Genomic DNA, 18226 nt, shown 5'->3' on the forward strand with positions numbered 1-18226 from the left:
TCTTGGTCCGTGTGTCGGCGCATGGCGGTGGGGGCGCTGTCAGTGGACAGGCACGCCGAGCAATTCGCCGGCGACGGCTCGCACCTGGCGGTCACGGTCCTCGAGCCCCGCTCGCACGGCGTCGGCGGCACGGTCATTGTCGAACTGGTGCAGGCCGAGCAGCGCCCGACGCCGGATCTGAGGCCGGTCCTCCATCGCGGCCAACAGCACTTCGAGCGCCATTGCCCGAGCCGCGTCGTGGTGTGCGTCCGCTCCAGCTGCTGCGCTCGTGCCAGCATTGGTGCCCGGTTCAGCGTCGTGGTGTGCGTCCGCTCCGGCAGCCGCGTCCGAGCCCGCGTCAGCGCTCGCATCCGCATCGGCGTCAGCGCCTGCATCGGCATCGGCGACCGCATCCGCAGTCTCGTCCGGGCCAGCGCCCGCATCCGCATCAGCATCGGCGTCAGCATCTAGACCCGCGGCGATCGCACCCAGCGCCGCGACGGCACTCTCACGGCACAGCGGATCGTCGTGTCCACGGGCAACCCGGCACAGCTCCTCAACCGGCCCGGGATCCTGGTCACGCTCGCCGAGCGCTGCCGCCGCAGCCTCCACCACCGACGCATCCGGATCGCTCAGCAGCCCCACAAGTTCGACCTCGGCCGGTGCCAGCTCCGCAGCCCGGCACCGCACCACCGTTGCCTCATCCCCCAGCGCCTGCCTGACCTGCGCGACCTGCAGCTCACCGCAGCGCGCCAACGCCCCGAGCGCCGCCGCTCGCACGGCCGCATCGCTGTCAGAGAGCAGCCGCTCGGCGACCACAGCCTCGCCTCGGTGCCCGGCCACTACCGCCTCGAGCCGGCGTGCATAGGCATCGTCCGCTGCCTCGCCGGGCTCGTCGCTGCTCATTTGCTGGTCGCCTGGGTCGTCTGTGCCTTAACGCCGTTCATCCGATGATCGCTTCGGCCGTCAGCGCCCCGCCGTCGTTGATCCGATGGTCGCTTCGGCCGTCGGCGGCCACGCCGCTCATCCGATGATCGCTTCGAGCATGAGCGCCCCCACGGCCGCGCCAATGGCCACCAACGCCACCAACGCCATAGCGCAGATGGCGGTGAACGCTGCCAGCCCGACAACCGCAATCAGCCTGCGCCAGATCGCTGTCGGCTTGTACGGCCAGCGCCCCGACTCCGTGGACCCGAACTCCATGGGCCCAATATGCACCATTGGCCGGCCGAACCGCGCATGGCCCAACAAGGGCGCATGGCACGCTGTGCGCCTGTGACCGATGCGTCCGGCGGCAAACCGGCAGACGAACCTGGCGACGATCCCCAACGGGACGACGCTGACATCGGCTGGCGCGCCCTGGCCGGTTCGCTCGACGACCCGGGTTTCGCCTCGCCGCCACTGCCTGCGGCCCCTGACGCCGACGAGCCCGAACACCACGCCGAGCCCACCTCGTCAGGCCACCCGCGCCCCAGGCAGTACTCACGCGCAAGCGTCACTGTCATCGTGGTGCAGATCGTTCTCGCGCTGCTGATCATCGGCGGTTTCACCATCCGCCTGCTCAGCAAAGTGGTCATCGCGCCCGGCGGCACGTCAGACATCGAGGAATTTGTCCAGGTCAACGACCACCCGGCATACCCGTCCGACGCCTCCATCAGCCTCGTCAGCGTTCGCACCAGCTTCGGCCCGTCGCTGTTCGAGGTGATCGGCGGCTGGCTCGACGGCGCCCTCGAGGTCGTCGATCTCGAGGACATCCTCGGCGAACGCACCATCGCCGAGAATCGGGACGACGGCCGTCTCCAGATGGACCAGTCGACACAGGTCGCCGTGGCTGTTGCGCTCGAGCACCTGGGCTACGAGATCATGACGCCGGTCGGTGCCCGAGTCGAACGGGTGATGTCCGACTCCCCGGCCGAGGATGCCCTGCGCGCAGGCGACATCGTCCGGGCGGTCGGCGACACGCCCATCATGACGGCACAGCAGCTGTCCGACACCATCAAGGCCAACGAACCCGGCACAACAGCGGCACTCACCGCCCTCGACCCCGACGGCGAAACACGAACCGTCACTGTCACCCTGGCCGATCGTGACGGCGTCGCTCTCCTCGGCGTCATCGTCTCCACCCATGTCGAGTTCGCCGAGCTCCCCATCGACGTGACCCTCAACGTCGAGAACATCGGCGGCCCCTCAGCGGGCCTCGCCTTCACGCTGTCGGTCATCGACGCTCTCACGCCCGAACCGCTCACCGGCAACCTCGACGTGGCCGCCACCGGCACTATCCACCATGACGGCACGGTCGGGCCCATCGGCGGCGTGTCCCAGAAATCCCACGCCGTCGTACGAGCCGGCATGGACCTCTTCCTGGTGCCCGCATCCCAGGTCGAAGAAGCGGTCGCCGTCGCCGACCCTTCAGTCAGCGTCGTCGGCGTCGAATCACTCGAAGAGGCCCTCGCCGCCATCGAAGACCACCGGTCCTGACCGACCCCCGCCCCAGGACCCACAGCCTCATCCCCGGGCGCGCTGAACTGCAGCACCAGCAGTCCGCCGCTCATCGCGAGGACGATCGCCGGGAACGCAAGGCCGATCTGCGCTTGGTCAAGGCGCACCACTACACGGTGATCGGTTTCATCGTGGCGCTGTTCGTGGTGAACCTGACGTTCCTATAGACCGCCCCGCAGCTTCCGCCTAGCGGGTGATCGTGACGGTGTAGGCGTCACCCTTGTCTGCGGTGACGGTGATTGTGTAGCCGCGCAGGGTGACCCGCTCGCCCAGTTGCAGCACCGGAAAGTCATCCACAAGGCCATTGCCGCTGTCGCCGGCGATCTTGATGGGCAGCTGGCCGTTGTCCACCCGGGAGTCCATCGTGTACACCAGCACGCCCTCTTCGAGCAGGCCGTGGCGAGGTGCCGCGCCCGACTGGTGAGTGTCGGGTGCGGTGGCGTCATAGCCGAGTCGCCGCCGATTCTCGATCACGATCATCTCGTGCTCGTTCAGCGGCACGATGGTCATGGCGGTTCCCGTGCCCGGCCGGGCGACCGGCTGCAGCGGCACCGGGGCGCCCAAACGCACACCACACACCACCTGGGCCGGTTCCAGCCACCCGAGCTGCCAGCGCGTCCACGCCAGCATCTCCGCCGGTGTCGCGAGCCACAGCGAGAAGTCAGAGTGTGAGTAGCGGGCCTTCAGACCCATCAACCCGATTTCCACGGACACCCAAGCGGTGCCGTCAGGCGGATCGCCGTCGCTGTGGAGGCTGGCGTCGTACGGGTACAGGTCGACCAGGCCGAAGTTGTGAACAAGCTCATGCGCGGCAGTCAGACCCCAATTCCAAGGCACGCCGGCACCTGTACCCGGATGGGTATTGATCCTCAAGCCCGACAGCGCCGTCTCGTCGGCATAGGCATACCCCAACGCCAAGCCGCGCCCGAAGTGATCGCTGGGGAACACCGTCAGCACGACGTCGGTGTCGGAGAAGTCGTAGGAGTCGTCGGCCAGCCGTACTGATTCCGCGCCCGCCGATGGCCACAGACCGGTCGCCCCAGCAGCGTCGTCGGCAAGATAGGTCCGGTACTCGTGAGGCGCGCGCCACCAGTGGTGCACCACATCAATGTCGAGGTCCAGCTTCCCGTAACTCTGAGCTTCCAGGTACTCCTCCATCACTGGCAGGCCCGATGCCACCTCCTCATGTGTCGCGTGGCTGGCCTGCGCATCGGGGAAGTCCATGAACAGCACGGTGATCTTCACGCGACCTGACGACGGATCAACCGCTTCCGACAACGGGAAGCCCACTGTTGTCCGCACATTGCTGAGACTTGGCGGCCGGCAGTCATCGTGATCGGTCGCCGGGTTCGCTCCAGACAGATACAGGTCGATCGCGGCTTGGGACACGGCTGAGTTGCCGCCGAAGACTCGCAAGTCGACCGCAGCGTTCCCACCACGGGCAGCATCGAGGTACGACGCTGTGTCCGCAGGGATCTGGGCGGGATCGGCCAGCACCAGCGGGGCGCACAGGCGGCACAGCAGTACTGGGTGTCCGCCCCGAGCGGCATACGGTCCCGCCACCAGAGCGTCGGCGAACACCTCGCCGCTGGCCACGATCGCCGTGCGGCCCAACCCCGGCATCACACCCGGCGTGATCTGGCGCGCAGCCGCCACGCCAGTGCTGTAGCGATCCGACCCGCTGACCCGCGAAGCGGTGATGCCTGCTTGCGCCAGCGCTTCGAGCACCCCCGCGCTGACCCCGCGCCCGGGACCGTGTTCGCCGCCGCCCGCGTCAGGTCCGATCACCACCGCGTCGGTCACACTTGCACGCCCCAAGAACGCCAGAGCGTCAGCGCGCAGCCCGTCCGGCGAGGTCATCAACACCGACGCGCCCGACGCTCCCGCCACCGAAGCCGCCACCACAGCGTCAGTCCAACGCTCACCCGACACCAGCACTACCGATGACAGCGAGCCCCCGGCTTCAGCAGCCACCGCCTCCGCAATCAGCAACGACATGGCGTAGCGATCCGCGCCGCCGTACCGGAGCACTTCGACGCCGAGATCGTCGTCCGCTGCGGCCGCTGCGGTACGTGCCGGCCACCCCAGCGCACCGCCCAGCCCGACGACGACAGACAAGAGGACAGCAGCCAGGCGCCTCACCCACGGCACGCTACCTGCCCCTGTCGGACAGATCAGCGCCCTCTCAGGGCGACTCCGCTGCTGAGCGGTTGGTGGCCCTGAAGCTCAATCGCCGGCGGGAGGCAGTGCGGCGGCGGGAGGCAGTGCGACGGCGGCTTCGAGCCGGGCGAGACGTGCGGTGTGATCGAGCAGCGTCGCATTGATCTCACGGAACCCCGCCTGCATCTCGGTCCGCAGGCCACCGATCTCGGAGTACATGTCGGTGCGCAGGCTGCCGATCTCGGAGTGCATCTCGGTGCGCAGGCTGCCGATCTCGGAGTACATGTCGGTGCGCAGGCTGCCGATCTCGGCCCGGAGGCCACCGATCTCGGAGTGCATGTCGTCGCGCAGGCCACCGATCGCGGAGTGCATGTCGTCGCGCAGGCTGCCGATCGCGGAGTGCAGGCTGCCGATCTCGGAGTGCAGGCCACCGATCTCGCCACGCAGTTCGGTGCCCAAGCTGTCGATGCTGTCCCCGAGTGCGCTGAGCTGCCACACCAGCAGCGCGCCGATCACACCCAGCACCGCTGTCAACACCCCCGCCAGCACACCGATGATCACATTCGGCGACACCGGCTCGCGGGTCATTCGAACATCCCGCCCCGGCTCGGGCGCACTGCTTGCAGCAGTCGGAACCGCTGAATCAGTCGGACCAGCCGGTGCAGCCGAGGCCGGAACAGCCGAGGCATCGTCCCCGGTAGCGGAAGAGCGTTCTGGATCGGCCGATGGGGTCATGGCAGCAGTCGTCTCGGCTGGTGCGGACATCAGGCCTCGCTGAGCGTCGCGGCGCAACAAAGCGCACGTGTGGGTTCAGATCGACCGCCGCATCAGCCGGGCAGCGAGGCACTACCAACGTAACAAACCGCACCACACAAACCTGCACCGATTTCATCGGCAAGCCCCACCGCACACATGCAAGCCCCGCCGCACCCATGGAAGCCCCACCGCACCCATGGAAGCCCCGCCGTACACATGCAAGCCCCGCCGCACCCATGGAAGCCCCACCGCACCCATAGAAGCGGTAAGGCAGCGACCGCCGACGCTGCCGCGACCACGTCGGACATCCGTTAGCCGCTCGCCAGCACCGCCGTGCACCCCGCTACTGTCGTGGGCTTCTCGGCAAATGGCGGGAGAGCGACAGCATGGGGCTTCGGAATCGTGGCCGAAGGGGCCTGCCGAAGCGACGCATCCCGCTGAGCCGCCGACGCCGCTCGGCCGCTGCCGCCATCGGCTGCTTGCTGGGCGCATCTGTGCTGTCGGTCGTCCCGAGCGCCTGGTCCACCAGCCCCGGCGCCAGCGCAGCCGCCGCAGTAGTCCGCGACACCGGAACGCTCGTCGTCGCGCTCGCATCGTCGCTCTCCGATGTGGGCACAGCGTCGTCGTTGGTTGCTGCGGGCGAGGGCGACGCCGTTCTGTTCGCCGAATCGACCGACTCACTAGGCAGCGCGGCATCCACAGCAGCCGCCCGCTGGCAGCCCGAGCGGGTGCTCATCGTCGGCGGCACACAAGCAGTCTCGGACAACGTCGAGGACGAGCTCCGCCGCCTCACTGCCGGCGTGAGGGTCATACGTCTCGCCGGCGACGACCGCATCCACACAGCAGCGCTGGCAGCCGACCGGGTCCTGGAAGGCAAGACGCCCGAGGCGGTGATCATCGCCAACGGCTGGTCGTTGCCCGATGTCGGCGTGGCAGCATCCGCGGTGGCGTCGGGAGCTGCGGACGCAGTGCTCTACGCCAGCGGCGACGATCTGGGCGAGCCGACCCGCAGCGCCCTCCAGCGCCACCGTCCTCGCCTGGTGCTCATCGCCGGCGGCCCCGCAGCGTTGACACCGCAGGTGCAGTCCGACGCCGAGACCGCCGCAAGCGCCACCGAGTCTCGCCGTCTGGGCGGCGCAACGCGTGTCGAGACAGCGGCGCTTGTCGCCAGCGACGCCATCGCCGCCGGAGCGACCACCCTGGTCGTCGCGAATGGCTGGTCACTCCAAGACGTCGGGCTCGCCGCAGCACTGGCCGCCGCTTTGCCCAACAGCACCGTCGCCTACACGGCGGGCCCAGCAACACTCGGCGAGCCATCCGAGCAAGCCATCGCCGGCGCCCGGCTCAACCGAATACTCCTCGTCGGCGACGAAACCTCCCTCAGCGCCGAACTGCACACGCAACTGACGGGCTCCGCAGGCTCCGCAGGCTCCGCAGGCACGCCAGACACCCTCACGCGCATCACATCGCCCGTCCAAGCGTTCTACGCCGCCGTGGACCTCGAGCCACCGGACCGCTTCACCGCGGTCACCGCCGGGACTCAGCGCACGTGCGCCCTGCGCGACGACAAGGCCGTCATCTGCTGGAAATCGGACCTCGAATCCGCTGCAATCGTGCCGCCCGGGAAATACGACACCGTGCCGTCAAGCACGGTCGGCCCATGGCTCGGGCACTCGTGCGCCCTGCGCGACGACAAGGCCGTCATCTGCTGGGGCGCCAACGAGGACGGTCAATCCGACCCGCCGAGCGGAGCCTTCGCAGCCGTGGCCGCAGGAGGTAAGCACTCGTGCGGGCTCGGCGAAGACCAATCGATCGTGTGCTGGGGCGACAACAACGACGGGCAGTCCGACGCGCCCGAAGGCACATTCACTGCGATCGACGCCGGCCACATTCACTCATGCGGGATTCGCGACGACCAGACGGTCGCCTGCTGGGGCGCCCGCCATGACGGCCGGACCGACGCACCGGAGGGCAAGTTCATCGAAATCGGCGCAGGCGGCTCGCACTCGTGCGGGATCCGTGAGGATCACACGGTCGCCTGCTGGGGCAACAACTTCTATGGGCAGATCGACCCGCCCGCCGGGCCCCACAGCGGATTGTCCGTCGGCGGATGGCACACCTGCGCGCTGCGCGACGACCGCACGGCGAGCTGCTGGGGAAACATCTCGAGCCGCCAGGCAGAGGCCCCCGCCGGCCGCCTCGCTGCGGTCAGCGCAGGTTCGACGCACACGTGCGGTCTCGGAGAAGACGGCACGATCGAATGTCACGGGTTTGGTGTGTGGGGCTGGGCGAACTCTGCCCCCGGCGACGACGGCGTCGCGATACAGGCCGTGTACGCCGTCCCCGACGGCGAGTCGCCGGTGAGCACCCGCTCCGAAGGCATCTCCGACGCGGTCAAGGCGGCGCAGACATGGTTCCGTTCCCAAACCAATGGCCGGCACCCGGTCTTTGAGCGAAACGGAAACACGATCGACGTCAAAGCCATTCGAGTGGGCCCGGCGCCGGCAGCTGCTGAACCGACGAATGGCGGGACCATGGCCGCCGAGATCCGGGCGACTCTCGGCCTGCCGCCCTTTGCGCCGCTGCTCATCTTCATGGAAGGGAAGTTCGAGACCGCCAGCGCTTGCGGCTGGAAGACCGAGAACTATGTAGTGGTCCCGATCGAGAACTGCGGCATCAAACCCGAGCCTGGCGCCAGGTGGCCGTACGGCGCGTCGTACATCATCGGGCACGAACTCACCCATCTTCTCGGGGCCACACCCAGGTGCGCACCGAACCACGACGGCACGAGTCATGTCAACGACGACAACCGCGACGTCATCTGGTTGGGACCCAGCGCTCGCGACTGGGACAACCTGATGCTCGACGTGGGCCACGACGACTACTACATGCACGGACGCGACGACTGCTTCGACATCGCCAACCACCCGCTGCTGCGCACCGAGTGACAGGCGGACGAGCCTGACGCCGCCTCGTGGGTGGCCTACAGGATCGTCAGGTTTGCCACGAACAGCGCCACGATGAACCCGATCACCGTGTAGTGGTGCGCCTTGACCGATCTCAGGTCGCTCTTGCGCTCAGCGCGCTCGCGTTCGCGCAGCGTGGCCGCTTCGGCGCGATCCGCTTCGCGTAGCGTGGCCGCTTCGGCGCGATCCGCTTCGCGTAGCGCGAAGAGCATGTCGAACCTCTGATCTACTCGTTCGAACTGTTTGTCGATCTGTTCGAACCGTTTGTCGATCCCTGCCAGATCGGTCTTGGTGGCCAGGTCTGACAGAGGCGCGGGGGCCAGGCACGACATCAGATACTCCGCAAGCGGCTCATCGGTGTGCTCACGGAACCAAGCGTAGAGCCGAGATCGATCTTCTTCAGACACGGTCACCTCCCGTTGCGGACCCGCAACTCGCCAGCGCGCCCGGCTGCGCACGACATTGCGCGACCGTAGGCACCGGGCTGTAACTGGCCAAGCGATTTTCGGTACACGTCGGTCATATCGGCGCGCACTCCGGCCTGACGCTCCAGCGCGCCAATCCCCACCCAAAAGGTCTGCACCTTCAGCCCCCGGGGAGAAAGGTCTAGGAGGACCGCGCCCGGACGGCGAGCGCCGAATTCACCCCTGAGGAGGCCGCGCCGGGATTCGCCCACTCGAACCCCTCACGGCGGAAGCCGCCGAAGCGTGAACAGGCCGCGATCTATTCGCGCAGCCTCTGGGGCGGTCTGGATGCTCGTGCGGTGGCGGTGGCGGTGGCAGTGGCGGTGGCGGTGGCGGTGGCAGTGGCAGTGGCAGTGGTGGTGTTGGTGTCACCAGTGGCGGTGTCACCGGTGGCGGTGTCACCAGTGGCGGTGTCACCGGTGGCGGTGTCACCAGTGGTGGTGTTGGCGGCGGTGTCGCGGTCGCGGGGTTGGGTGGTCCATTGGCCGGTGGTGGGGTGGCGCCCAAGACGTTGCTTGTTCTTGTGGAGATCGTCGTGGCAGTCGTCGCACAGGGCGGCGAGGTTGGAGATGTCGGTGGTGCCGTTGTCGGCTTGCCATTCGTCGATGTGGTGGTAGTCGCAGCGGTGCATGGGTTTGCGGCACAGCACGCAGCCGCGGTCGCGTATCGCGATCGCGAGCTGTTGTGCGACGCTGGCGTGTCGGCGGCTGCGTCCGAGCCACAGCACTTGTCCGGGCCCGGCGAAGAGTGCGCTGCTGATGCGCGTGTCGGGCGAGAGATCATCGAGGATTGACGGCGGGATGGGTCCGGCGCCGAGGGCTTCGCAGAGTCCGTCGGGTTTGGTGCCGTCGATGACGCCGATGTCGGCGATGATCACCAGCTGGTTGGGTGCCTGAGCGGGCCGCCACCCCTCGATTGAGCGGCCCGCCGCGCCCGCTGGCACGACATCGCCGTCGCCAGATCCCGCATCGCCGTCGCCAGGTCCCGCACCGCCGCCCCGATTGGGTTCGGCATCGCTGGGGCGGCCGTGTTGGGCGTTGCCTTGGGCACAGCGGTTGGCATTGCATTGTGGGTTGGGTTCGGCATCGCTGGGGCGGCCGTGTTGGGCGTTGCCTTGGGCACAGCGGTTGGCATTGCATTGTGGGTTGGGTTCGGCATCGCTGGGGCGGCCGTGTTGGGTGTTGCCTTGGGCACAGCGGTTGGCATCGCTGTGTGGGCTGCGTTCGGCGTGGCCGTGGTGATCGCGGCTGGCAGCGCCGCCGTTGCCTGGCTCGGCATCGCCCTTGCCGCCCCCGTCAGGACCGCCTTCGTCGGGTGACCGGTGGGCGGTGTTGTGAGCGCGAGCGGCGGGGTGTCCGATGGTGGCCAGGGCGTCGCGGTTGGTGAGCATTTCGAACACGCTGTCAGCGAGGCGTTGGCGGTTGTCGCGTATCTGGTCCGGTGTGCCGTCGCGTCCGCCGTCGAGCCGCCACAGGGCGTCGTTGTAGTTCTCGACTGCTTGGAGCACCAGTGCGTAGCTGACCGGGTCGAGGCGGGCGTTGAGCACACCCATGCCCGTTGACTCGTCAATGAACAGCGCGGCGGAGCGGTCGCGGCGCTGACGGTCCAGCACCGTCCGCGCAGCAGCGGGGTCGTGGCGGGCAGCAAAGTCGCGGGCGTCGCGGCGCAGCACCTCCGGCGAGACGCCTGCCGCGGCTTCGAGCAGCTCTGCGGCGTCGTTGACGGCTTCGGGGCTGGTGCGCCGAGCAGCATCAGCGAGCACTTCTGCGTGTTCTGCGGTGAGCTCGCCCAAAGCGAGGCCGCGTGCCACGTTGGGCATCTGAGCGACCTGCTCGCTGACCTCGACGGTGCGCTTGGCCCGCCGCACGCTCACGCGCGCCTGGTCGCGCAACACCGTGCGACCCGAACCGGGACGCGCAGCCTCCAGCGCCGCAGTGGCGTTCAGCAGCACCGCTTCCACCGCTGAGCGCAGCCTTCCGCCGGCCGCGATCACTTGTGCGAGCACGTCGCTATCCGCGCCTCGCATCGGCACCCGCGACGCCCGAGCGACAACGTCGCGCGCCCCGCACAACGCCGGCAACACAGCCTCAGCCAGTGACACCGGCTCAACCGGAGGCGCAGTCATCGGCGTCTCTGCGGCGACGTTCGCCAGCACCGCGCACGCCCGCATTTCGGCCGCCGGATCGTTACGAACGTCTGTCTCCCTCATGACGAACACCATAAACATGCGGTGTTACACGAATACCTCACGAAGGCGCTGAAACGACATCCCGACGCTGTCGCCCCGCAACGCGCTCAGGCACGCGAGAAGGCACGTTCCATGCCGAAGATGGATTCCACGGCCAGCCGTAGCGGGAGGCCTACAGGATCGTCAGGTTCGCCACGAACAGCGCCACGATGAACCCGATCACCGTGTAGTGGTGCGCCTTGACCGATCTCAGGTCGCTCTTGCGCTCGGCACGGTCGCGTTCGCGCAGCGCGTCCGCTTCGGCACGGTCGTGCTCGCGCAGCGCGTCCGCTTCGGCACGGTCGTGCTCGCGCAGCGCGTCCGCTTCGGCACGGTCGCGCTCGCGCAGCGCGTCCGCTTCGGCACGGTCGTGCTCGCGCAGCGCGTCCGCTTCGGCACGGTCGCGCTCGCGCAGCGCGTCCGCTTCGGCACGATCCGCTTCGCGTAGCGCGAAGAGCATGTCGAACCTCTGATCGACCCGCTCGAACCGTTTGTCGATCCCTGCCAGATCGGCCTTGGTGGCAAGGTCTGACAGGGGCGCGGGGGCCAGGCACGACATCAGATACTCCGCAAGCGGCTCATCGGTCTGCTCACGGAACCAAGCGTAGAGCCGAGATCGATCTTCTTCAGACACGGTCACCTCCCGTTGCGGACCCGCAACTCGCCAGCGCAAACCCGGTCGCCACAGCGCCTACACGGCCCTCTCAGGGCATTGTCGGCGCCGGGACCCATCCACACCCGGTCAGCTGCCTAGCGGCCGTCCTGCGGCGCTCAGGCGGCGCTCAGGCCGCCCACAGCGCCCAACCCGCACCGCAAGCAGCCGACCCGACCGCAGAGGCAGCGTGGGATCGGCCGCCAACCCGACATGCCGCCGCACCCTGCTGCGAGGCTCAGAACGTTTCGCTTGGCCCGTCCCGCTGCCCAGCGGCGGAAGGCCCTTCCCCGTGGTCGCCGGTTGCTACCTGACCCACGAGCGTCGCCGTTGCCCAGCGATCTGCGCCGCCGATGCGCCTTATGCCTCGCCCGGCGACCTTCTCGTTGGGAACCGCGGCAGTGCCGCCGACGATGTAGCCGCCATCTGTGGCCGCGTCGAGCCGCGCAGCCTGGTCTGTGGGCATCGGCTCGTCGCGGGTGCCGGCCAGCACGATGCAGTCGGTCTCGATCACTCCTGCGAGTGTGACGGCGCTGTCCCGACTGGGTGGGCAGGCCACCAGCCGGTTCAGGTCAACTGTGCAGCTCGCGCGGGTCAGGTCTGTGTTCGACCTAGGCCCGCAATTGTGCGAAACGTGATCGAGACGCGTCGCTGACGCTTGATCTTCTGTCCGTTCCAATCGTCTGCCCGCCGCTTGGCGATGCCGTGGCGCCAGGCCGAGCGTGCATCACCGTGCATGAGAACGAGGCTGCGCGGCTCCAACCGCTGCACGAAGCCGTCCCCAGTCGGCACCTGGGTGCGTGGCATTGCCCCCCGCGGTACTCATGTCGTGTTGAGGGGGCGGTTCGTTGTGCCTTCGTGGCTCGCCTTGCCTTAGCTACGCGCGTGGCTTTCGCAGCCCGCCGTGACTGTGACTGGGGCGACTGCCTCGCTGACATCCGTCGTGCCGTCATGCCGCCACGAGTTCGGCGATGCCATGGTTCTCGATCTGGTGCCCGATCACATACGAGGAAACGCCGAACTCGTCGGCAAGGTCGGCGACAAGGTCTTGATCGACGAATTTGCCGGTAACTCTTTCCGCCAAGCTCGCGGATGGTGCCAGGAATTCAGCTGCAAAGGCTCGGTTCCGCTGCTGCCGCTCAGTGTTGGCTCTCGTGAGCAGAGCGTCGTTGCTGGTTGTCAGCGCCTCGGCCAATGCACGGCAAAACAGAAATCGTTGACTGGTCTTCCCGGCCGCCCTCAACCCGAATGACACAGTCTGCGAGTCTCGGGACCTCACCACTCCATCGATTGACGTCAGCGCATCCAGAGATCTGACGGGCCGAGTGGCTCGCTCAAACGTCGCGAAGTCTTGGCAAATCGCCTCGGCCAGCCTTGCCGTGGTGGCGATGAGGTCACCGTTGAGGCCAAGCCTGCGGCGGGTCTGCCTGGCCAACTCGTAGCCCGCCTGCCACGGGCGGCTCGCCTGGTGAGACAGGTCGCCCAAATGCAGCAGACTTGCCCCAAGCCGAACCTCATTGGTTACCGCCTGCTCCATGGCCTTGCGGATCGCAGTGCACGCCGACAGTGGCTCGTCGGAACCTAACGCGGGCAGAGCTTCCTCTCGCAGATCGCCCAGCAACTCTCCGACCTGCAGCACGAGGCTCTCCTGCGGTCCGTCAAGGTCGTAGGGATCCCTGCCGAGTCCTGCCGCGGTCGCGCAGAACGCGAGCTGGTCGGCATCGGTGGCCTCGATGGCCGCCCACTCTGACTGCAGATGCGTGGCGGTGATGCCGCATGCCGAAAGTCGACTCACCACCATGTCAACGAAATCAGAACATTCCTGTACGAATTGGTCACGATCGACCGTTATCGAGCCGCGACTCCGAAACTCGAGCTCATTCCACTCCGGCATCCGGTCGGTCCATACGATGTGCGTCAGTCGGCCCGCCGAGCTGAACCGCACATCGGGCAAGGCATAGCCCTCTGCGCCGGTCACCAGACTGTGGCGCTGAGCGAACGCCGGATCAGTTCGGTTGCGGAGATTCTCGGTCTCATAGGCGAGGAACCACCAATTCGACACCAGCCACTCGGCCATCGGATAGAGAGGGACATAGACAGCGTCACGCAGCGTCCGTGCCCGCTTGTCGTCAACCCGCGTTAGCACCGCACTCTCGGCTTGGATGCGCAACGAAGCGAACGTTGCGGCCAGTTCCGGCCCCTTGATGCCGGTGCCGTCAAGCCATTCGACATCGAAGCGCAGTGCGCTCATCGGGTCCTCTCCATGTGCGAGGGCCACTCGTCTGGTCTGAGCGGGTAGCCGTCTTCCCATGGCCCACCGGTCGAGCCAGCGCGCATGGCGGAACGAAGCCAACCGGTGACCATCTCGATGTCGTTGAGATCTCGGGGGCTGTCGATCTCGACGACCGCCCGTGTCACGCCACGATGGAATGCGACCGCGTACTTGATATTGAGGCTCCTGACTTCGTCGGGGTCCAGCTCTCACCAACCGCGCATGGACGCAACAATTCGGTCCCTGTCATCGCCCGGCCGATATCCGCTGCGGTGGCTCTCAATCGCTCGATAGCTGAGACGGAACAGGATCGCCGGCGGCGCATCGTCGGGCACATCAGGAATCTCGTCGTTCTCACTCATCACTTCTCCCAGGACGGGTTGGTTCAGACATCGGCAACAAACGCCATCCAAGTTTGCGCCCGCAGCCGTCCCAACTGCGGACTGGTGAAATCGCCGAGCTTTCTGATCGGCCGTGAGGTGACGCGAGAAGCCCCGAGGCCGAGACCCCGGGCCTCCTAGTTGTTGGTCTTCACCGACGGGGTGGGCAGGCCACCAATCGGTTCAGTTCAACTATTACGACGACGGGTATGTCGGTGTCGTCGGACCCTTGACGCCGCTGCTGGTACGGATGCGGTGCTGAGAATCAGCGTTGAGCTTCTCGTTCTCATCCTCGGAGTCGGGATCGTCGTTGAAGCCGGTTGCGACATCGACTACTTCAACTGCAGTCTCGTCATCGGCTGTATCCGGATCGTCGACAACCGCATCCTTGCCGCCAGCGGTCGTGACAAGGTCACGCGCCATGGGCAGATGCCTCACATTCGGCGTGTCGAGAGCGTCGGTGCCGAGGAACTCATTCCGGGTGGGTGTTGTCTCACCGGCAGGCGTATTCCTCTTAATCGTCGCATCGAACATATCGGCGAACAGCTGGTCGTCATGGATCACGTTGACAAAGCCGTTGAAGCGAACATCGATCGCAACCCCCGTCACGCCGCCAGTGAACGTGCTGGTGATCTGATGATCCAAGTCTCCGACCGGCATTTCGTCGTTGACCGCCTTGCCGAGGCACGGATTGGCGCCGGCGAGGCCTCGATCTCGCGGCGGAATTCGAGGCGCAGGGCCGGACCTTCGTCGAGCTTGAAGACGACGGCAACACCGTGCGGCGCCGGCCGTAGTGTCCGCCGCGCTGGCCAGCCTGGGTACCAGCCGAGCTCGCGAGCCACTCACCCGCACAGCCCTGCGGGGTTACTCGTCTGAGGCTGTCAGCCCGGCCCAGGTCTCAAGGCGGGAGAGGCGGTCGGTGTGATCGAGCAGCGTCGCGTTGACTTCGCGGAACCCTGCCTGCATCTCGGCCCGCAGGTCGCCGATCTGGCCTTGCATGTCGGTGCGCAGGCCGCCGATCTGGCCTTGCATGTCGGTGCGCAGGCCGCCGATTTCAGACCGTACGCCGCCGATCTGGGCCTGCATGTCAGACCGCAGGCCGTCGATGTTGTCGCCGAGGGCATTGAGCTGCCACAGCAGGAGCCCTGTGAGCAGTCCCCCCACCAGGGTGATGATCACGTTGGGCGACACCGGACGGAGTTGCTTGCCGGCGATTCGCCGAGCGAGTCCAGGCGTGTCTTGATGGGGTGGTTCGGGTGCGGCGGCTGCTGGCGCATCGGCGCGTGGCGTTGCCTGGTCGGCGGCCAGCGTGCTGGGGGACTCGGGGCAGAGCTCATGTCGGCGGTCGCTTCGACTGTGGCGGACACTGGACCTCGCTGAGCGTCGCGGCGCAACAGAGCGCACGTGTGGTTTCAGGACGACCGCCGCATCAGCCGGGCAGCGAGGCAACCCACACCGTAGCCCGCCGCGCCGCCAGGCCTGCATCGATTTCATTGCTAGACCAAATCGCGTTCAGGAATGCGAGAAGTCCCGGAGTCCATCGTTTCCGAGGCCAGATCATCTAGGTGGAGGGATTCTGCTCGTCGGGCCCTTGGTTGGGTCAAGAGGATGGCGAGATCGTTGAAGGCCTACACCGGGCCGTTGATCGCCGGCGGTGCATCGTCGGGCACAGAAGGCAAATCGACAGCGTCTGTCATCGATGCTCCTGGCTCGGAAGCGTGGACTCGCTGAGAGCAGCCATCCGCGTCGAAAGCGAGCTGCGCAGACGCGAGGAGCCCCGAGGCCGAAACCCCGGGGCTCCTAGTTGTTGGTCCTTATCGACCGAGTGGACAAGCCACCAACGAACCTGCGGGGCGGAACTGCATTTTCCGACGCGTCAGGCCGCGCACGTCAGTTCTGTGCTTGCTCCAGATCTGCGATGGTGCGAAACGTGATCGAGACGCGTCGCTGACGCTTGATTTTCTGTCCGTTCCATTCGTCTGTACGCCGCTTGGCGATGCTGTGGTGCCAGGCCGAGCGTGCGTCACCGTGCATGAGGACGAGGCTGCGCGGTTCCAGCCGTTGCACGTACTTGTCGCCGGTCGCGCCACAGCAGAAGTCCATGTTGACCGCTGAGCCCAGGCTCACGGTCGCGACGACCGGTCCGAAGCAGTCCCTGTCGATGTGCGGCGCAATCCCTTGCCCGGGCTCGTACTCGTTGACGATCGCCTGCTCGAAGGGGCGTTGTGCATCGAGCAGGTGCACCGCTACTTCGGTTGCAGCTGCATGGATCTTGTAGGTGAGCTGCGTCAACCACTCCGGCAATGGCCCGATGCGGGCCGACTCGTCGAGCTTGCGGTTCAAATAGTCGTACTTGTATCCGAAGTGCAGCACGCGCCGAGAGAGATCCGGCAGCCACTCAGAACCGTCGATCTGCGCAAGCAGTTCGGCTTCCTCGAGACACCTGCTTGGTCGAGTTTCTGCCCGAGTTCAGGCAGTCGGCCGCCGCTGAGACTCACGGTGGTGTAGATCAGCTCGACGGCACGAAAGACCTCTGCATGACCCCTCTGGTACCTGAAGGCGTCATGTAGCGCGTGACCATCGGGCTCGTCTGGATTCAACTGCCCACGGCGGTCCGGAGAGCTGGCAGCGTCTCGCTGCACCTGTGAGATCTCTCGCCATTGTTGTTGTATGACCTCCTCATAGAGGTGGTCGTAATCGACTGACATTTGGATTCCCCTCACAAGGTCAGTTGGTGCCCAGTGCCATCCCACAGGACTGAGGCGCACGCGGGCCTGGGCTCTGGATGCGTGGTGTTCAGATGACGGTGGATCGTTGGACGCAAGGAGCCCCGGGGCGCAAACCCCGGGGCTCCTCGTTGTTGGTCTTCACCGACCCGGTGAGTAAGCCACCGATCGGTTCAGTTCAACGGTGCAGCTAACTCCTACTCGGGCGCCTTGACGCTGCTGCTGCGACCGATGCGAACCTGAGAATCATCGTTCATCATCTCGTTCTGGGCCGCAGTCGTAGTGTCGTTGGTGGCGTAGCCGGTGGCCACGTCAACGGTCTCGTCCACGTCAGTTGTGGTCGTGTCGTCAGCGTCCTGCCCAGCAGTGGTCACAACCAGGTCACGCACCTGCGGCAGCATGGCTGCGTTCATGGTGCTGGCGCTGTAGGTGACCTTGGTGCCCGGATAGGTCGCTGTGACGGCTGGCGCGTCGGTGGCTGTCTATGGGCGATGTCGGCCAGTAGGCCGACGATGGTGTCTCGCGGCGAAACAGGAACCCGCTTGCCGTCTGTGCCGATCCAGGCCTCCTCGACATACTTCGCCACGTTCGCCGCTCTTGACGACTTCGCCGCACGCGGCGTAAAGCACCAACGCACATCGTCTCGGCCCCGCCAACGGTCGTCGTGGTAGGGGTAGCCGTCCTCGTCAGCGTCGAACCCGTTGTGATCGCTGCTTGGCACGTCTTGCCACTTCCAACCGTCGATCTCGACCACCGAACGCGTCACACCACGATGGAACGCGACCGCGTACTTGACGTTGAGATTCTTGACCTCATCGGGGTCCAGCTCCCACCAGCCGCGCACAGACCCGACGATGCGCTCCCTGTCATCACCCGGCCGGTATCCGCTGCGATGGTTCTCGTCCGGCTGGTAGCTGAGACAAAAAAGGATCGCCGGCGGCGCAGCGTCGGGCGCTTCGGGAATCTCGCCGTTCTCGCTCGTCGCTTCTCCCAGGACGGGCTGATTCAGACAACGGCAACAAACGCCAGCCGAGCCTGCGCCCGCAGCCGCCCCGAAGCCGAGGCGGGCGTGTGGTCTAACTTCGCCGTGATACGGCATTCTCCATGTGAATTCACACTGGACTCTGTCCGACGTGACTCAGCGG

19 protein-coding genes are annotated in these 18226 nt (G+C 66.6%); 2 read left to right on the top strand and 17 right to left on the bottom strand.

Going from position 1 to position 18226, the window contains the following annotated elements; translation table 11 throughout:
• Positions 1–39: 39 nt before the first annotated feature.
• Positions 40–885 (bottom strand): hypothetical protein, encoded by an 846-nt coding sequence (locus ACOOHB_RS16155; RefSeq protein WP_420445828.1) that lies wholly within the window; start codon positions 883–885, stop codon positions 40–42.
• Between the two features lie 117 nt (positions 886–1002).
• Positions 1003–1182 carry a hypothetical protein gene (locus ACOOHB_RS16160; protein WP_420445829.1) on the bottom strand — a complete coding sequence of 60 codons (180 nt, stop codon included), beginning with the start codon at positions 1180–1182 and terminating at the stop codon, positions 1003–1005.
• A 72-nt stretch (positions 1183–1254) separates the two neighbouring features.
• Here ACOOHB_RS16160 and ACOOHB_RS16165 point away from each other — a divergent pair, with 72 nt between their 5' ends.
• Positions 1255–2457, top strand: a complete 1203-nt coding sequence (locus ACOOHB_RS16165; RefSeq protein WP_420445830.1) for a PDZ domain-containing protein — start codon at positions 1255–1257, stop codon at positions 2455–2457.
• A gap of 207 nt (positions 2458–2664) precedes the next feature.
• On the opposite strand, the gene ACOOHB_RS16170 is transcribed toward ACOOHB_RS16165, so the two are convergent.
• Positions 2665–4620 (bottom strand): cell wall-binding repeat-containing protein, encoded by a 1956-nt coding sequence (locus tag ACOOHB_RS16170; RefSeq protein ID WP_420445831.1) that lies wholly within the window; start codon positions 4618–4620, stop codon positions 2665–2667.
• Positions 4621–4704: 84 nt separating this feature from the next.
• Positions 4705–5226, bottom strand: a complete 522-nt coding sequence (locus ACOOHB_RS16175; RefSeq protein ID WP_420445832.1) for a hypothetical protein — start codon at positions 5224–5226, stop codon at positions 4705–4707.
• A 554-nt stretch (positions 5227–5780) separates the two neighbouring features.
• Between ACOOHB_RS16175 and ACOOHB_RS16180 the strand changes: the two genes are divergently transcribed.
• Positions 5781–8342: a cell wall-binding repeat-containing protein gene (locus tag ACOOHB_RS16180; RefSeq protein ID WP_420445833.1), complete on the top strand. Its 2562-nt coding sequence runs from the start codon at positions 5781–5783 to the stop codon at positions 8340–8342.
• Between the two features lie 35 nt (positions 8343–8377).
• Here the strand turns inward: ACOOHB_RS16180 and ACOOHB_RS16185 are convergent, their stop codons facing one another.
• From ACOOHB_RS16185 to ACOOHB_RS16245, 13 genes are all read right to left on the bottom strand, one after another.
• The gene (locus ACOOHB_RS16185) at positions 8378–8767 is read right to left on the bottom strand and encodes a hypothetical protein (RefSeq protein WP_420445834.1); all 390 of its coding nucleotides are present in this window, start codon (positions 8765–8767) and stop codon (positions 8378–8380) included.
• 316 nt (positions 8768–9083) lie between these two features.
• A complete protein-coding gene (locus ACOOHB_RS16190) occupies positions 9084–11033 on the bottom strand; it encodes an HNH endonuclease signature motif containing protein (RefSeq protein WP_420445835.1) in 1950 nt (649 codons plus the stop codon).
• A 151-nt stretch (positions 11034–11184) separates the two neighbouring features.
• Entirely contained in the window at positions 11185–11685 is a 501-nt protein-coding gene (locus ACOOHB_RS16195; protein ID WP_420445836.1) for a hypothetical protein, read from the bottom strand.
• Positions 11686–11941: 256 nt separating this feature from the next.
• Positions 11942–12217 carry a hypothetical protein gene (locus tag ACOOHB_RS16200; protein WP_420445837.1) on the bottom strand — a complete coding sequence of 92 codons (276 nt, stop codon included), beginning with the start codon at positions 12215–12217 and terminating at the stop codon, positions 11942–11944.
• An 80-nt stretch (positions 12218–12297) separates the two neighbouring features.
• The gene (locus ACOOHB_RS16205; protein ID WP_420445838.1) at positions 12298–12510 is read right to left on the bottom strand and encodes an alpha-ketoglutarate-dependent dioxygenase AlkB; all 213 of its coding nucleotides are present in this window, start codon (positions 12508–12510) and stop codon (positions 12298–12300) included.
• Between the two features lie 142 nt (positions 12511–12652).
• Entirely contained in the window at positions 12653–13954 is a 1302-nt protein-coding gene (locus ACOOHB_RS16210) for an ImmA/IrrE family metallo-endopeptidase (protein ID WP_420445839.1), read from the bottom strand.
• A complete protein-coding gene (locus ACOOHB_RS16215) occupies positions 13951–14121 on the bottom strand; it encodes a hypothetical protein (RefSeq protein WP_420445840.1) in 171 nt (56 codons plus the stop codon). Before ACOOHB_RS16215 ends, ACOOHB_RS16210 begins: the two co-directional genes overlap by 4 nt.
• A gap of 63 nt (positions 14122–14184) precedes the next feature.
• The gene (locus ACOOHB_RS16220) at positions 14185–14337 is read right to left on the bottom strand and encodes a hypothetical protein (protein ID WP_420445841.1); all 153 of its coding nucleotides are present in this window, start codon (positions 14335–14337) and stop codon (positions 14185–14187) included.
• Between the two features lie 213 nt (positions 14338–14550).
• Entirely contained in the window at positions 14551–15015 is a 465-nt protein-coding gene (locus tag ACOOHB_RS16225; protein WP_420445842.1) for a hypothetical protein, read from the bottom strand.
• 204 nt (positions 15016–15219) lie between these two features.
• Complete coding sequence (locus tag ACOOHB_RS16230; RefSeq protein WP_420445843.1) at positions 15220–15534, bottom strand: hypothetical protein; 315 nt, start codon at positions 15532–15534, stop codon at positions 15220–15222.
• Positions 15535–16245: 711 nt separating this feature from the next.
• On the bottom strand, positions 16246–16728 hold the full coding sequence (locus tag ACOOHB_RS16235; RefSeq protein WP_420445844.1) for an alpha-ketoglutarate-dependent dioxygenase AlkB: 483 nt from the start codon (positions 16726–16728) through the stop codon (positions 16246–16248).
• A 550-nt stretch (positions 16729–17278) separates the two neighbouring features.
• Complete coding sequence (locus tag ACOOHB_RS16240) at positions 17279–17494, bottom strand: hypothetical protein (RefSeq protein WP_420445845.1); 216 nt, start codon at positions 17492–17494, stop codon at positions 17279–17281.
• Positions 17491–18180, bottom strand: coding sequence for a hypothetical protein (locus ACOOHB_RS16245; RefSeq protein WP_420445846.1), 690 nt, complete (start codon positions 18178–18180; stop codon positions 17491–17493). Before ACOOHB_RS16245 ends, ACOOHB_RS16240 begins: the two co-directional genes overlap by 4 nt.
• Positions 18181–18226 lie beyond the last annotated feature (46 nt).

The sequence above is a fragment of the Candidatus Poriferisodalis sp. genome (assembly GCF_965215815.1).
Classification (GTDB): Bacteria; Actinomycetota; Acidimicrobiia; order Acidimicrobiales; family Poriferisodalaceae; genus Poriferisodalis.

Bases quoted from the DNA above. Each gene is read 5' to 3' on its own strand.
- ACOOHB_RS16240 (WP_420445845.1), bottom strand. From the start codon at position 17,494: ATGAACGCAGCCATGCTGCCGCAGGTGCGTGACCTGGTTGTGACCACT.
- ACOOHB_RS16245 (WP_420445846.1), bottom strand. From the start codon at position 18,180: ATGCCGTATCACGGCGAAGTTAGACCACACGCCCGCCTCGGCTTCGGG.
- ACOOHB_RS16175 (WP_420445832.1), bottom strand. From the start codon at position 5,226: ATGACCCGCGAGCCGGTGTCGCCGAATGTGATCATCGGTGTGCTGGCG.
- ACOOHB_RS16180 (WP_420445833.1), top strand. From the start codon at position 5,781: ATGGGGCTTCGGAATCGTGGCCGAAGGGGCCTGCCGAAGCGACGCATC.
- ACOOHB_RS16155 (WP_420445828.1), bottom strand. From the start codon at position 885: ATGAGCAGCGACGAGCCCGGCGAGGCAGCGGACGATGCCTATGCACGC.
- ACOOHB_RS16205 (WP_420445838.1), bottom strand. From the start codon at position 12,510: ATGCCACGCACCCAGGTGCCGACTGGGGACGGCTTCGTGCAGCGGTTG.
- ACOOHB_RS16220 (WP_420445841.1), bottom strand. From the start codon at position 14,337: ATGAGTGAGAACGACGAGATTCCTGATGTGCCCGACGATGCGCCGCCG.
- ACOOHB_RS16225 (WP_420445842.1), bottom strand. From the start codon at position 15,015: ATGCCGGTCGGAGACTTGGATCATCAGATCACCAGCACGTTCACTGGC.
- ACOOHB_RS16210 (WP_420445839.1), bottom strand. From the start codon at position 13,954: ATGAGCGCACTGCGCTTCGATGTCGAATGGCTTGACGGCACCGGCATC.
- ACOOHB_RS16160 (WP_420445829.1), bottom strand. From the start codon at position 1,182: ATGGAGTTCGGGTCCACGGAGTCGGGGCGCTGGCCGTACAAGCCGACA.
- ACOOHB_RS16190 (WP_420445835.1), bottom strand. From the start codon at position 11,033: ATGAGGGAGACAGACGTTCGTAACGATCCGGCGGCCGAAATGCGGGCG.